General features: G+C 68.3%; 9 protein-coding genes. 2 read left to right on the forward strand and 7 right to left on the reverse strand.

Going from position 1 to position 13,222, the window contains the following annotated elements:
- Nucleotides 1–93 precede the first annotated feature (93 nt).
- Complete coding sequence (locus tag ACZZZN_RS10910; RefSeq protein ID WP_463505173.1) at nucleotides 94–897, forward strand: DeoR/GlpR family DNA-binding transcription regulator; 804 nt, start codon at nucleotides 94–96, stop codon at nucleotides 895–897.
- Between the two features lie 61 nt (nucleotides 898–958).
- Here ACZZZN_RS10910 and ACZZZN_RS10915 read toward each other — a convergent pair whose 3' ends face one another.
- The 7 genes from ACZZZN_RS10915 to ACZZZN_RS10945 form a co-directional block, all read right to left on the reverse strand.
- A complete protein-coding gene (locus tag ACZZZN_RS10915) occupies nucleotides 959–1,228 on the reverse strand; it encodes an HPr family phosphocarrier protein (RefSeq protein ID WP_463505174.1) in 270 nt (89 codons plus the stop codon).
- A 48-nt stretch (nucleotides 1,229–1,276) separates the two neighbouring features.
- Nucleotides 1,277–3,319, reverse strand: a complete 2,043-nt coding sequence (locus ACZZZN_RS10920; protein ID WP_463505175.1) for a PTS fructose transporter subunit IIABC — start codon at nucleotides 3,317–3,319, stop codon at nucleotides 1,277–1,279.
- A gap of 25 nt (nucleotides 3,320–3,344) precedes the next feature.
- Entirely contained in the window at nucleotides 3,345–4,283 is a 939-nt protein-coding gene (locus tag ACZZZN_RS10925; RefSeq protein WP_463505176.1) for a 1-phosphofructokinase family hexose kinase, read from the reverse strand.
- A complete protein-coding gene (locus ACZZZN_RS10930; protein ID WP_463505177.1) occupies nucleotides 4,280–5,077 on the reverse strand; it encodes a DeoR/GlpR family DNA-binding transcription regulator in 798 nt (265 codons plus the stop codon). Before ACZZZN_RS10930 ends, ACZZZN_RS10925 begins: the two co-directional genes overlap by 4 nt.
- A 162-nt stretch (nucleotides 5,078–5,239) precedes the next feature.
- Nucleotides 5,240–9,886 (reverse strand): ExeM/NucH family extracellular endonuclease, encoded by a 4,647-nt coding sequence (locus ACZZZN_RS10935; RefSeq protein WP_463505178.1) that lies wholly within the window; start codon nucleotides 9,884–9,886, stop codon nucleotides 5,240–5,242.
- 237 nt (nucleotides 9,887–10,123) lie between these two features.
- On the reverse strand, nucleotides 10,124–10,813 hold the full coding sequence (locus ACZZZN_RS10940; protein ID WP_463505179.1) for an SURF1 family cytochrome oxidase biogenesis protein: 690 nt from the start codon (nucleotides 10,811–10,813) through the stop codon (nucleotides 10,124–10,126).
- A gap of 132 nt (nucleotides 10,814–10,945) precedes the next feature.
- Complete coding sequence (locus ACZZZN_RS10945; protein WP_241794799.1) at nucleotides 10,946–12,061, reverse strand: GuaB3 family IMP dehydrogenase-related protein; 1,116 nt, start codon at nucleotides 12,059–12,061, stop codon at nucleotides 10,946–10,948.
- A 76-nt stretch (nucleotides 12,062–12,137) separates the two neighbouring features.
- Here ACZZZN_RS10945 and ACZZZN_RS10950 point away from each other — a divergent pair, with 76 nt between their 5' ends.
- Nucleotides 12,138–13,220: an FAD-dependent oxidoreductase gene (locus ACZZZN_RS10950; RefSeq protein WP_463505180.1), complete on the forward strand. Its 1,083-nt coding sequence runs from the start codon at nucleotides 12,138–12,140 to the stop codon at nucleotides 13,218–13,220.
- Nucleotides 13,221–13,222: the final 2 nt, after the last annotated feature.

The raw sequence follows: 13,222 nt of genomic DNA on the forward strand, positions 1-13,222 counted from the left end.
GGGCGCTGGAAACCAGATGTCTACCGCATGCGATGTGCAGTTTTCTGCTGACATCTGCCGACTTTCTCGCTCCTCTGTGCTAGAGATGTGTGCATGGAAGCAACCGCACCATCGCCCAAGCGCCGCCTCCCGGCGGGCCGGAAGGCGGATCTCGCCTCATACGTCGAGCAGGTGGGAGAAGTGACCGTCGGCGGCCTCGCCGAACACTTCCACGTCTCGATCGACACGATCCGTCGCGATCTCGATCAGCTCGACCGTGAGGGCGTCGTCATCCGCACGCACGGAGGAGCCGTCAGTGCGGAGGGGCAGCTCAAGGACCGCGCGCTCGACGTCCGCCTGCGGCTGCAGACCGAGGAGAAGGAGACGATCGCGCGCCTCGCCGCGGGGCTCATCGACGACGGAGCGGTCGTGATGCTCAACGCCGGAACGACCACCCTGGCCCTCGCACGGGCCCTTCGCAATCACCGCGACCTCACGATCGCGACGAACAACCTGCGGATCCCCGCCGAGATATCACCGTCGGTGTTCCGTGACCTCTACGTGTTCGGCGGAGCCGTGCGCGCCATCACCCAGGCGACCACCGGACCCGTCACCTTCACGATGACCCCGGGCGGACCCGAGGTCGACATCCGATGCGACCTGGCGCTGATCGCCGTCGGGGCGATCGACGCGGCCGGCTTCTCGACCTCCAACATGGGGGACGCCAACATGATGGCCGAGATGATCCAACGCGCCGAGCGCACCGCCATCCTCGCCGACTCGTCGAAGGTCGGCCGCCGGCTGTTCGCGCAGGTGGCGACCCTCGATCGAGCCGACTATCTGGTCACAGACTCCGCCCCCGACCCGGAGTTCGCCGCAGCGCTCGCCCAGGCCGAGGTCGAGGTCGTCAGCCCCTGACGCTGCGCTCTCCGGGGCTGACGACACGAGACGCTGTCGTCTCGCGCAGGTATGACGCCGCTCAGACGGCGTCGAGATCCGTCTCCAGCAGAGCCGCGAGCTCGTCGAGCGCCTGCTCCGCGCCCTCGGCATCGGAGCTCAGGGTGACTGTGGTTCCCTTGGACGCCCCGAGGCCCATGAGCGCGAGGATGCTGCCGGCGTTGAGTTCGGCTCCGCCTGCCACCGAGATCGTGACGGGGATGCCCTTCTCCTGCACGGCGGCCACGAACAGCTTCGCCGGACGTGCGTGCAGGCCCGAGCCGCTCGCGATGGTCGCCTGTCGTTGTGCCATTTCGATCTCTCTCTCGTTTCGTTGTCGTGAATGGATGCCGAGGGACTCTCAGGCCGCGACGGCGGCGAGCGATGCCTCGGACGGCGTCTTCGATCGTGCGAAGCGCTTGAGCCCGATCACCGCGAAGGCGCTCACGAGCGTTCCCACGGCCAGTGCGAGCAGGAAGCCCCAGATGGGGTCGATCGCGAAGAAGACGAAGATTCCGCCGTGCGGAGCCAGCGACTGCACCGACAGCGCCATGCTCAGCGCACCTGTGATCGCTCCGCCGAGCATCGACGCGGGGATCACCCGCAGCGGGTCGGCCGCAGCGAACGGGATCGCTCCCTCGCTGATGAAAGACGCTCCCAGCAGCCAGGCTGCGACACCGTTCTCGCGCTCCACCGGTGTGAACAGTCGACGGTCGAGCACAGTCGACGCGAGAGCCATCGCGAGCGGAGGAACCATGCCGGCGCACATCACCGCCGCCATGATCAGGTACGGAGTCGGGTTGTCCGTCGACGCGGATGCGAGTCCGGCCGTCGCGAAGGCGTACGCCACCTTGTTGACCGGGCCACCGAGGTCGAAGCACATCATGAGTCCGAGGATCACTCCCACCAGGACGATCCCCGAGGTGCCGGCGAGTCCGGTCAGCCAGTCGTTGAGAACGAGCATCAGCCAGGCGATCGGACGGCCGAGGAACAGCAGCATTAGACCGGATGCCGCCAGCGACGCGAGGAGCGGGATGATCACGACCGGCATGAGGCCACGCAACCACCGCGGTGCATCGATGCGGCCGATGACCCACGCGACCGTGCCGGCGAGCAGCCCTCCGACGATGCCGCCGATGAAGCCGGCGTTCATGAGCACCGCCACGGCGCCGGCGACGAATCCGGGTGCGATACCCGGCCGATCCGCGATCGCGAAGGCGATGTATCCGGAGAGGGCGGAGACCAGGAAACCCATCGAGGTGGCGCCGATCACGAACAGCACCGATCCGATGTACTGGCCGAGACCACCCGCGGGAAGATCCCAGAGAGCGTTGTCGAGGATCACTGTGAACGCCTGGTTGTCGGCGTTCACCTCGTAGCCGCCGAACAGGAAGCCGAGGGCGATCAGCAGGCCGCCACCGGCGACGAACGGGATCATGTAGCTCACACCGGTGAGCAGGATGCGCTGAATTCTGCGGCCCATCGACTGCGGGGCGGCCGTGGACGAGGCACCGGATGCCGCGGAGGCGGCGGCGCCCGGCACGCGCGCGGCAGAAGGATCGGCGGCGGCGGCGATCGCCTCCGCGATCATCCGCTTCGGCTCCTCGATGCCACGTTTGACGCCCGAACGCACGACCGGCTTGCCGGCGAAGCGCTCCTGCTCGCGCACGTCGACGTCGACAGCGAAGATCACGGCATCCGCCTGGTCGATGACGCTCTGGGGCAGCGCCTTGTACCCGCTCGATCCCTGCGGCTCGACGACGAGGTCGACGCCCTCCTCGCGACCGGCCGCGGTCAGTGCGTCGGCAGCCATGAAGGTGTGGGCGATGCCGGTGGCGCAGGCGGTGACCGCGACGATCCTGGCCCGCGAGGTTCCTTCTCCGGGAGCCACGGCGACCGGAGCCGCGGCGACCGGAGCCGCGTGATCGACCGGCTCTGCCGGCTCCGTCGGCTCATCTGCGATCGCGGCGTCGACGATGCGCACCACTTCGTCGGCCGAGCCTGCAGCACGCAGCGCAGCGGTGAAGTCGTCCTGCATGAGACTGCGAGCGAGCTTCGACAGCATCGCGAGGTGAGCCTCGGCCGCAGTGTCGGGTGCGGCGATGAGGAAGACCAGGTCGGCGGGGCCGTCCGGCGCTCCGAAGTCGACACCGGGCGTGAGCCGAGCGAACGCGAGAGTGGGAGTCGTCACCGACGCGCTCTTCGCGTGCGGGATGGCGATACCGCCAGGAAGCCCCGTCTCGTCCTTCTCCTCGCGCGCCCAGGCATCGGTGAAGAGGGCCTCTCCGCTGCCCGCGCGCCCCTGCGCGGCGACCAGATCTGCGAGAGCGCGGATGACCGCTGCCTTGTCGGTGCCGAGCGGAGCGTCGATGCTGACGAGCTCGGTGGTGATGGTGTCGGACATGATGACCTCCAGTGGTCGTCAGCGATCAGATCGATCGAACAGTGATGTCGTGGTGGCCGAGGTCGGCCGGCGCAGGAACCTGGGTCCCGGGGAGCGACGCCGCGGCGGCGCCGTAGCGGATGGCTGAGGTCAGCCGAGCTGCGGGTTCGTCCTCGGCGAGCGCCGCGAGCAGGTATCCCGCAAGCGAGCTGTCCCCGGCGCCGACGGTGCTGACCACGCGGATGCGGGGAGCTGCGGCGAACCATGCGCCTCGCGCCGTCACGAGTGCCGCCCCGGCGCCGCCGAGCGTGATGAGTGCGGCCGCGACGCGCTCGGGGACGATGGCGCGGACGGCGTCGACGATCTGCTCCGGTTCAGCCTCGTTCAGATCTGTTCCGAGCAGTTCGGCGAGTTCCTCGTCATTCGGCTTGATCAGGTCGGCCATCCCGTACGCGACGACCTCGTGCAGGGCAGGTCCTGAGGCGTCCACGGCGATACGGGGTGCGCGCGTCCCCCACCGGGCACGCACGGCACGGATGACCTCGACGTAGAAGGAGGCGTCGGCCGCATCGGGAAGCGAGCCCGCGAGCACCAGCCATTCGGCATCGGCACTCGCCTCGACGACCGCCTGCACGACGGCCTGGGAATCTGTGTGAGTCAGCGGGCTCCCGGCGAGATTGACCTTAGTGGTGACCCCCTCGGGATCCGTGATCGCAAGGTTGGTCCGCACCTGCCGTGCGACGGGAACCGGCACCGCAGGGACGCCCGCTGCGGTGAGCGCGGTGCGATAGGGGTCGTCGATCGCGAGCGGGAGAACGGCAACGGTCTCGACTCCGGAGGCGTCGAGGACGCGCGAGACGTTGATGCCCTTGCCGCCTGCTTCTTCTCGTGCGGAGAGTGCGCCCTGCACCTCACCCGGACGCAGAGCCGCGTCGAGTGCGATCGTCCGGTCGAGCGCGGGGTTGACGGTGAGAGTGACGATCATGCGATCCAGACCTCCACGTCCGCGTCCGCAAGCGCTGCCGCGAGGTCGGCGGGCGGCTCCGCATCCGTCACGAGCACATCGATGTCGCGCAACGACGCGAACGACACGAGCAGCTCTCTGTCGTGCTTGCTGGAGTCGACCACCACGATGACGCGACGTGCCGCGCGAACGATGGCGGCCTTGACCGATGCCTCGTCAGGGTCGGGCGTACTGAGCCCGAATCCGGCCGAGATTCCGTTGGCGCCGATGAACGCGACGTCGGGACGCAGCCTGCCGATCGTCGCGACCGTCTCTGCTCCGACCGCCGCGGCAGTGACCCCTCGGATCCGGCCGCCGATGACGGTGAGCGAGATGCCATCCGCTGCCGCGAGCATCGGGGCGATCGTCAGTGAGTGCGTCACCGCCTCGATGCGCGCGCGAGAACCGTGGGGCGCGGGTGCGGTGTGATCGGACAGCCCCTCGGCCACAGCGGCGGCAGTCGTGCCCGCATCGATGAACACGGATCCATGGAAGTCCGCGCCGAGCGCCGAGAGCGCGCGGGCAGCGATCGCCCGCTTCGCCGGGCCGTGCTGCTGCACGCGCTCGAGGACCGAGGCCTCATTCGTACTGTCGTCGTCCTTCGCGACCGCTCCCCCGTGGACCCGTACGAGCGAACCCGCCTCGTCGAGGGCGGCGAGATCGCGGCGAATCGTCTCCGTCGTCACGTCGAAGCGCTGCGCCAGGTCCACGACGGAGACCCGTCCGTCGTCTGCCAGAATCCGTTCGATTCCCTGCTGGCGCTCCATCGCGTACATCGCTGCTCCGTTGCTGGTGGAAAACTTTCCCACACGATACAACAGAAAACAACACAAAGACAAGGACTGTCTGTGGATTCATCTTCGAATACGGCGGCCAGGTCCTGCACGACGAAGCGGGCCGGAGGATTGCTCCCCCGGCCCGCTCGTCATCGCGTCAGATCAGAACCACCCGTTGATGAGATCCCAGAGCCAGTCGATGATGCCACCGATGATGCCGCCGATGCCGCCCGCTCGATTGACGGTGACGGTGGCCGTGGCCTCGTCACCGTCGGCCTGAGCCACCGCGACCGTGTACTTGCCCGGCTGGGCGTTCTTGGGAACAGTCACCGCTGTCGCGAAGGTGCCTTTGGCCGTGACCTGGACGGTTCCGACCTCGATCGGCGCACCCTTCTTGGGTCGCAGCTCGACGGTCACGGTCTCGCCGGGCTCGTAGCCCTCACCGGTGATCTGCAGCTTCTTGCCTGCCGCCACCTTCGACGAGCCGAGGTCGATCGACCCCGCGAACTCCACCGGCTCCTCGCCCACGATCGTGAACGGCACCTGCACGGTCGTCCCGGTCCCGGCGACGGCGACGGTGAGCAGTTGCTCCCCGAAGACGCCGGAGGGAACCGTGAAGGCGAGCGACGCGCGACCCACCTCGTCGGTCGTGTCCACGATCGTGGGGTCGACCGCCCCGGCGGCGAGCTGCGTGTCGCCGAGCGACAGCGTGACGTCTCCGGGAGCCTGCTCCCCCGCGCTAAACGCTAGCGATGAGAGAGCCAGGGTCACCTGGTCGCCGGCGCTGTAGCCGTCGGCATCCGGAGCACTGATCGAGACACCCACCGCACGCTGTGCGAGATCGGGAGACGCCGTCTTGTTCGCATCGAACCAGTCGACCATCGACTGCAGGTCGATCTTGCCCGTGTCGCGCTTGCCCGCGCCCTCCGTGAAGGTGAAGAAGTTGTCTCCACCCGCGGCGAGGAACGAGTTGGCAGCGACCGTGTAGTTCGCCTCCGGATCGATCGAGGTTCCGTCGAGCGTGATCGACGTGACCCGTGAGCCCTGTGCAGCGGCGGGGTCGTAGGTGTAGACGAGCCCCTCCGAGACGCCGAGCTTGAGGAACGGACGGGCCGAACCGGCCGGCTGCCACTGCTCCTCGAGAACCCCCTTCAGCTGCGCGCCGGTGAGCGTCAGCGTCACCAGCGTGTTGGCGAACGGCTGCACCGTCGCCGCTTCTCGGTAGGTCACGTTGCCGTTCGGATCGTTCGCGTTCGACGAGGCGTACGCGAGGTTGGCACGGATGCCGCCCGGGTTCATCAGCGCGATGTCCGCACCGGTGGACCACTTCTGCACGTCGGCCACGAAGTTGCCGATGGTCGACTCGCCACCGCGGTTCTCCGAGCCGTTCGTCTGGCGAGCGCGGTTGAAGTCGGCGGTGATGTCTCCGACCTTGACCGCACCGAGCACGTCTGCGTCGGCCTTAGCCTTCGCGACGATGTCGGCGACCGCGGGGACGGCCGGGTAGAGCGGCTGGCCCGCGGCGGTGAGGGGCTTGATCTCATTGGTGATCGAGATCAGGTCCTTCGTCTTCGGGTCGACCTGGAGGTTCATCAGCCCGAGGTTCTCGCCGTACTGTCCGGCCGAGATCACGGGACGGCCGTCGATCACATGGTTGTACGCGAGGTGCGTATGCGCCGAGACGATCGCGTTCACGTCCTCGTCGACTCCGTAGACGATCTCGCCCAGGGGCGAGTCCGGAGTGATGCTCGAGAGCTCGCTGCTCGCGGCGCCCTCGTGGACGAGGAGGATGACGACGTCAGCCTCGCCGTTCGAGGCGTCGCCGTCGCGCAGGTCGTCGGCGACGGCGTTCACCGAGTCGGCGATGCTGCGCACCTCGAGATCGGCGATGCCCTCGGGCGACACGAGCGAGTCGAGGTCTTCGGTCACGGCGCCGATGAAGCCGACGTTGACCCCGTCGAGCTCTTTGACCCACGCCGGAGCGAGGGCGGGCTCACCGGTCTCGGTGAGGAACACGTTCGACGAGATGTACTCCCAGTCCGCGCGGTCCTGCACGCGGTCGCGCAGGTCCTCCCAGCCCTGATCGAACTCGTGGTTTCCCGCCGCGCTGACATCGAGGCCGGCCGCGTTGAGCGCGTCGATCGTCGGGTTGTCGTCGTTGATGAACGAGGTGAAGGTCGAGGCTCCGATCAGATCGCCGACACCGGCGAAGATCGTGTTCGGGTTCTCCGCACGGAACTGCTGCACGGCACCGGCCACGACCGCTGCGCCTGCGGCAGCGCCGTCGGCCTCGATGCGCCCGTGGAAGTCGTTCATGGTGACGACATCGATGCTCACGGGCGGGATGTCGGACGAGACACCCACGACGATCGGGTCGTGATCGCTGGACCGGAACGGCGTGCCCGCCTCGGTGGCGCCGAACGCGTAGCCGCGGTCACTCCACTCGGGCGAGTTGATGCTCCAGACCCCTGCCCCTGTGATGGATGCCGCGAGCGACGGCGATGCGAGCACGTGGTCGAGCGAGCCGAGCTCGCCGTCGAAGGTGTACGTGTGCTGCTCCGGCGCCTTCTCGCGCGCCACGTCGCTCCACCCCGCCGACGTGAACACGTCGATCGGATCTTCCTTCGCATAGGCGTTGAAGTCGCCGATCAGCAGCATGTCGCTGCTGCCGGTGGCCTCTTCGATCTCCTCCGTGAAGCTCTTCAGCGAGTTCGCCTGGGCGACACGGTCGGCGTTGAAGAAGCCCTGGCCGTCGGCCGGCTCAGCTCCGCCGCCCTCAGGCGCGGACTTCGACTTAAAGTGGTTCGACACCACCGTGACGACGCGGCCGTCGAGGTCGAACGCCTGGGCGATCGGCTCCCGGGCATTGCCCCACACCGACTCATCCGTCACCGTGAGGCTCTCGCCCACCGTGGACACGGCATCCTTCTTGTAGATGATCGCGCTCGTGATGAAGTCGGTCGTCGTCGCGTCGTTCAGCTCATCCGGAGTGCGGACGTAGTCCCACTCCTCGCTGCCGAGCGCGTCGTTGAGACCGTCGACGAGATCGGCGAGCGCCTCATCGAGCGAGCCGCCGAGCTTGATCGAGTTCTCGATCTCCATGAGCGACACGATCTCGGCGTCCAGCCCGTTGATCGCGGCGACGATCTTCGACTTCTGGATCGCGAACTGTTCGGCGTTCGCTGCGCCTCGGGCGTTGGAGTTCTCGCTCTTGAGCGTCGTGAAGTAGTTGAAGACGTTGAACGACGCGACCTGCACGTCGCCGCCGACCTCGGGTGCCGAATCCGCACGGGGGTTGGTGACGGTGAATCCGGCCTTCTGGTCGGCCGGAGAGGTGCTGTCGATCGGCACGATGGGCTGCAGACGCCAGTCGTCGAAGCCGTACTGCAGCACATAGCCGCTGTCGCTGAAGTCGACGGTGTCGCCGTTGCGGACGACCTGCTCCTCGGTGAAGTAGGGCTGGTCGTTCGGGTGTCCGCTGTTGGTCACCTGGATCGACCATGCGTCGTCGAGCAGGATGCGATCGGCCCGGTTGGCCGCCGCGATCGCCGCCGCCTCGTCGCCGGGGCGAGCGACCTCGGTGCTCTTCACGTTCAGTTCGTCACCCGGGTTGAGCCACAGCGTGCCGAAGTTGTAGAGCTGGTGGCTCGAGGCGATTCGGTATGTGCCCGCCGGCGCGACGTACATGTTCTCGTACTGCTCGCGATCGGCGCCGACCACCGTGTCGGGCAGCGGCGTGAGCGCGGGGACGCCGGCGCCGGCCTGCACGACCGAGACGCCTGCGAGCGAACTCGGGTTGATCTGCGTCTGACCGAAGTACTCGCTGACCGATCCCGTGACCGAGACGAGGTCGCCGATCGCCAGCGTCGGCGCGAGAGCGTTGAGGTAGACGAAGACGCCGTCGGAGGATCCGGGGGTCGCGTCGGTCTCACCGCCCGAGCCCTGAGTCTGGATGACGATGCCCTTGTAGCCGCCGGTGCGGTGGTCTGCGGTCACGACGCCTTCGACCGTGACGGTCTGGCCGCTGAGCGGCGAGACGTCGGTCGTGCCCTGCACCTCGGCGATCGAGACCTTCACGGGGTCGGTGCCCGGGTCGGTGCCGGGATCCGTGCCCGGGTCGGTGCCGCCCGCGTTCTGCGGCGTGATCGAAGCAGAGAGGGTGAAGTCGGCGCTGTTGTCGTCGGTGTCGACGCCATCGGTGCGGTTGAGCGACTTCACATCGGTGTTGCCCGTGGGCGGGGTCGCTGCCTTGGTCTCGAAGGTGTTGGAGGTGCCGTATCCGAGCACATCGACGACGCCGTCGACGCCCGCGATCGACCCCGGGGTGAGTGTGACGGCGGAGGTGCCCTGCACCAGCGCGAGCGTGCCGTTCGTTCCACTCGGGTTCAGGTTGCCCACGGCATCCGCCGTCGGCAGAGCCGCCCCGTTCGCGCCGTTGCTGCCGCCCTGCACCAGGTAGTGACCGCCTGCCGGGATCGTCCCGGTCAGTGGGGCGACGCCGCTGAAGGCGGCCGAGCCGGTCGCCGAGCGATACTGCAGCGAGAAGCCGTCGAGCGAGATCGCCTGCGAGGTGGGGTTGTACAGCTCGACGAACTTGTTCGTGAAGGCAGCGCCGGCGCTGCCACCCGAGAGGTACGCCTCGTTGATGACCACCCCCGTGCCTGCGACGTCGGCGGAAGCGGGGGTCACGACCAGGGCGCTGGCGCCCAGGGCGGCGACGCAGGTGGCGGCGAGGACGCCGATGCGCCCCCGACTTCTGCGATCTGAACCGGGAACCTCATGGTTCCGGGCAGCGGGAGCGGACATCATCAGTGTTTGTCTCCTCGGGTGTGGTCTGGCGACGGCTCTCGTGAAACCGCGTCTGTGCGGGCTCTCAGCCGACGCACATGTGAGCGAGCATACGGAGGCCCTCAGACAACCTCAACGGAGTTTTCCCATTGGTAACCCAGCGCTCACCGATCGTCCCGATCGACCCCTGACGAAGGTAGAAAGCAAGACGCGGTCACGCTCGAATGTGCGGGACCTGATGCGCAGATGCGCGGGAGATCAGGCGGTCTCAGCGCCCGAGGCGGCGTCCTCGAACTCCTCGACCTCACGCTCCCAGGCGTCCTTGGCGAGCCGGTACCAGAGGTAGAAAGCGAAGCCCGCGAAGATCGCCCACTCCGCTGCGTAGAAGATGTTCAACCAGTTCACCGGCGAGCGCTCGTCGGGCGCCGGGGAAGAGATGTCGACCAGCCCCGCATCGGCCGTGGTGGATGCGAGGAAGGGACGATAGACGTCGAGCTGATCCGTGTCGTGCCAGAAGCTGAGAAGAGCCGCCGTCGACATGCGATCCATGCGGGTGGGGTCGTCCGCCGGGGGCGTGGAAGGCCCCTCGTCGGAGATGATGCGACCGGCGACGTCGACCGTGGCTCCGGCTTGCGCGTCGGTCTCGAGCATGTCGACCGCCGCATCGGCGACGGCACGGTCGTCGGTCCAGCCGATCGCGACCGCGATCGACGTGCGATCGGCGACCCGCAGCTGCCCCGTCACCCAGTACCCCTCGACATCGTCGTTGTATCGACTGGACACCACGAGGAAGTCTTCGGGCACCCAGACACCGGAGGTCTCGACCTTCTGACCGACCAGCGGCTCTGCGAGGTACTCGCCCGGCTGCACGACATCGGCCAGTGGACGCACCTCCTCGGTGACACCGGGGGTGGCGGATCGGTGTCGATCGCACGTTCCAGCTGCCACTGGCCGAGCCAGGCGAAGACTCCGGCCACCACCAGGCAGAGCACGAGCATCCCGATCCAGCGCCCCCGGAGCAATACCTCTCGGAGGGTCGGGGGGAACAGCGAAGGAGATGTCACGGTGTCGAGCAGGGCCTCAGGCCTCGTAGGGAGCGAGAACGACCTCGACGCGCTGGAACTCCTTGAGGTCGGAGTATCCGGTGGTCGCCATCGACTTGCGCAGCGCCCCGATGAGGTTGGCCGTGCCGTCCACGACAGGCGCCGGACCGTAGAGGATCTCCTCGAGCGTGCCGATGCCGCCGACCTCGACGCGACGGCCACGGGGCAGCTTCGGGTGATGCGCCTCGGGGCCCCAGTGGAACCCACGACCGGGCGCATCGGTGGCGCGCGCGAGCGCGACGCCGAGCATGACCGCGTCCGCGCCCATCGCGAGCGCCTTCACGATGTCGCCGGACGTGCCGACGCCACCGTCGGCGATCACGTGCACGTAGCGTCCGCCGGACTCGTCGAGGTAGTCACGCCGTGCGGCGGCGACGTCTGAGACGGCGGTGGCCATGGGCGCGTGGATGCCGAGTGTGGCGCGGGTGGTCGATGCCGCTCCCCCGCCGAAGCCGACGAGCACGCCGGCAGCTCCCGTGCGCATCAGGTGCAGCGCCGCGGTGTAGGTGGCTGCGCCGCCGACGATGACCGGAACGTCGAGGTCGTAGATGAACTTCTTCAGGTTCAGCGGCTCGTCGACGCTCGAGACATGCTCCGCCGACACGGTCGTACCGCGGATCACGAACAGGTCGACGCCTGCGGCGGCGACCGTGTCGTAGAACTCCTGCGTGCGCTGCGGGGTCAGGGAACCGGCGACGGTGACACCGGCTTCGCGGATCTCGGCGATGCGCTGGGTGATCAGCGCCGGCTTGATCGGCTCGGCGTAGAGCTGCTGCATCCGTGCGGTCGCCTGGCCCTCGTCGAGACCTGCGATCTCCGCCAGCAGCGGCTCGGGATCGTCGTATCGGGTCCACAGGCCCTCGAGGTCGAGAACGCCGAGTCCGCCGAGCTGCCCGAGCATGATCGCCGTCTGCGGACTCACGACCGAGTCCATCGGTGCGCCGAGCACCGGGATGCCGAAGCCGAAGGCGTCGATCGTCCATGCGGTGGACACGTCCTCCGGGTTTCGCGTGCGCCTCGACGGCACCACCGCGATGTCGTCGAACGTGTACGCGCGTCGCGCGCGCTTGCCTCGGCCGAGCTCGATCTCCATGGTCACCCCTCCAGACTACCGGGCGCACGCGGTGACACCGACGGCTGAGAGACTGGGTGGGAGCTCGGGAGGCAGTATGTCGGTTGAGGCCGTGGAGGTCGCCGTCGTCGGCGGCGGCGTGATGGGACTCGCGACCGCGTGGGAGCTGACCAGGCGGGGCCATCGCCCGGTGGTCTTCGAACGGTTCGCACGGGGACATCATCAGGGTGCCTCGCACGGCTCGACCCGCAACTTCAACAACGCGTACGACGAAGACCATTACCTCGACCTCCTCGTGCGCGCCAGAGCGGGGTGGGACGCCCTCGGAGAGGTCGACGGCGAGCCGCTGCTGCGCCTGCACGGGCTGGTCACCCACGGTGACGTCGACCTCGACGCGATCGAGCGGCGCCTGATCGAGCGCGGCATCCATGCCGAGATCCTGTCGCCGCACGAGGCGTCGTCGCGCCGGTCGGGTATGCGCTTCTCCGGACCGGTGCTGTTCTCCCGTGACGCGGGCGTCGCCCGGGCATCGGCGGCGCTCGGCGAACTCGAACGCCGCATCGTCGCCGCAGGAGGCGAGGTGCGATGGGAGACGCCCGTCGTGCGTGTCGAGGACACCGACGCGGGCGTCGACATCGTGCTGCCCGAGGCGCGGCTGCGGGCAGACACCGTCGTCGTCACGGTCGGAGCCTGGACCGAGCGGATGCTGCCGGGCATCCGCCTGCCGCGGCTGCAGGTCACCGAAGAGTTCCCCGCGCATTTCCTCCCCACCGCAGAATCTCGCTGGCCCTCGTTCAATCACTACGTCGACCCCGCCCGCTACCCGGCCACCGTCTACGGCATGCCGACCCCCGGCGAGGGGGTGAAGGTCGGCTTCCACCGAGTGGGCGAGGTGGTCGATCCCGACGACCGCCCGCACCGGGTGACGCACGCCGCCGCGCTGACCGACTACGTGCGCGAGTGGATGCCCGGCCTCGACCCGGCATCCGCGGTGCCGATCAGCTGCACCTACACGTCGACCGACGACAGCGCGTTCGTTCTCGACCGGCGCGGCCGGATCGTCATCGGCGCGGGGTTCTCGGGGCACGGTTTCAAGTTCGCGCCCGGGGTGGGAGCGATGCTCGCCGACCTCGCCCTCGACCCGTCGTCCGTCGTCGCGGAGCCTTTCCGCCTGCGCTGACC

The sequence above is a fragment of the Microbacterium sp. AC145 genome (assembly GCF_979258505.1).

Coding starts and splice junctions, on each gene's coding strand:
- ACZZZN_RS10910 (WP_463505173.1), top strand. CDS start 94: ATGGAAGCAACCGCACCATCGCCCAAGCGCCGCCTCCCGGCGGGCCGG.
- ACZZZN_RS10950 (WP_463505180.1), top strand. CDS start 12,138: ATGTCGGTTGAGGCCGTGGAGGTCGCCGTCGTCGGCGGCGGCGTGATG.
- ACZZZN_RS10915 (WP_463505174.1), bottom strand. CDS start 1,228: ATGGCACAACGACAGGCGACCATCGCGAGCGGCTCGGGCCTGCACGCA.
- ACZZZN_RS10920 (WP_463505175.1), bottom strand. CDS start 3,319: ATGTCCGACACCATCACCACCGAGCTCGTCAGCATCGACGCTCCGCTC.
- ACZZZN_RS10945 (WP_241794799.1), bottom strand. CDS start 12,061: ATGGAGATCGAGCTCGGCCGAGGCAAGCGCGCGCGACGCGCGTACACG.
- ACZZZN_RS10925 (WP_463505176.1), bottom strand. CDS start 4,283: ATGATCGTCACTCTCACCGTCAACCCCGCGCTCGACCGGACGATCGCA.
- ACZZZN_RS10935 (WP_463505178.1), bottom strand. CDS start 9,886: ATGATGTCCGCTCCCGCTGCCCGGAACCATGAGGTTCCCGGTTCAGAT.
- ACZZZN_RS10930 (WP_463505177.1), bottom strand. CDS start 5,077: ATGTACGCGATGGAGCGCCAGCAGGGAATCGAACGGATTCTGGCAGAC.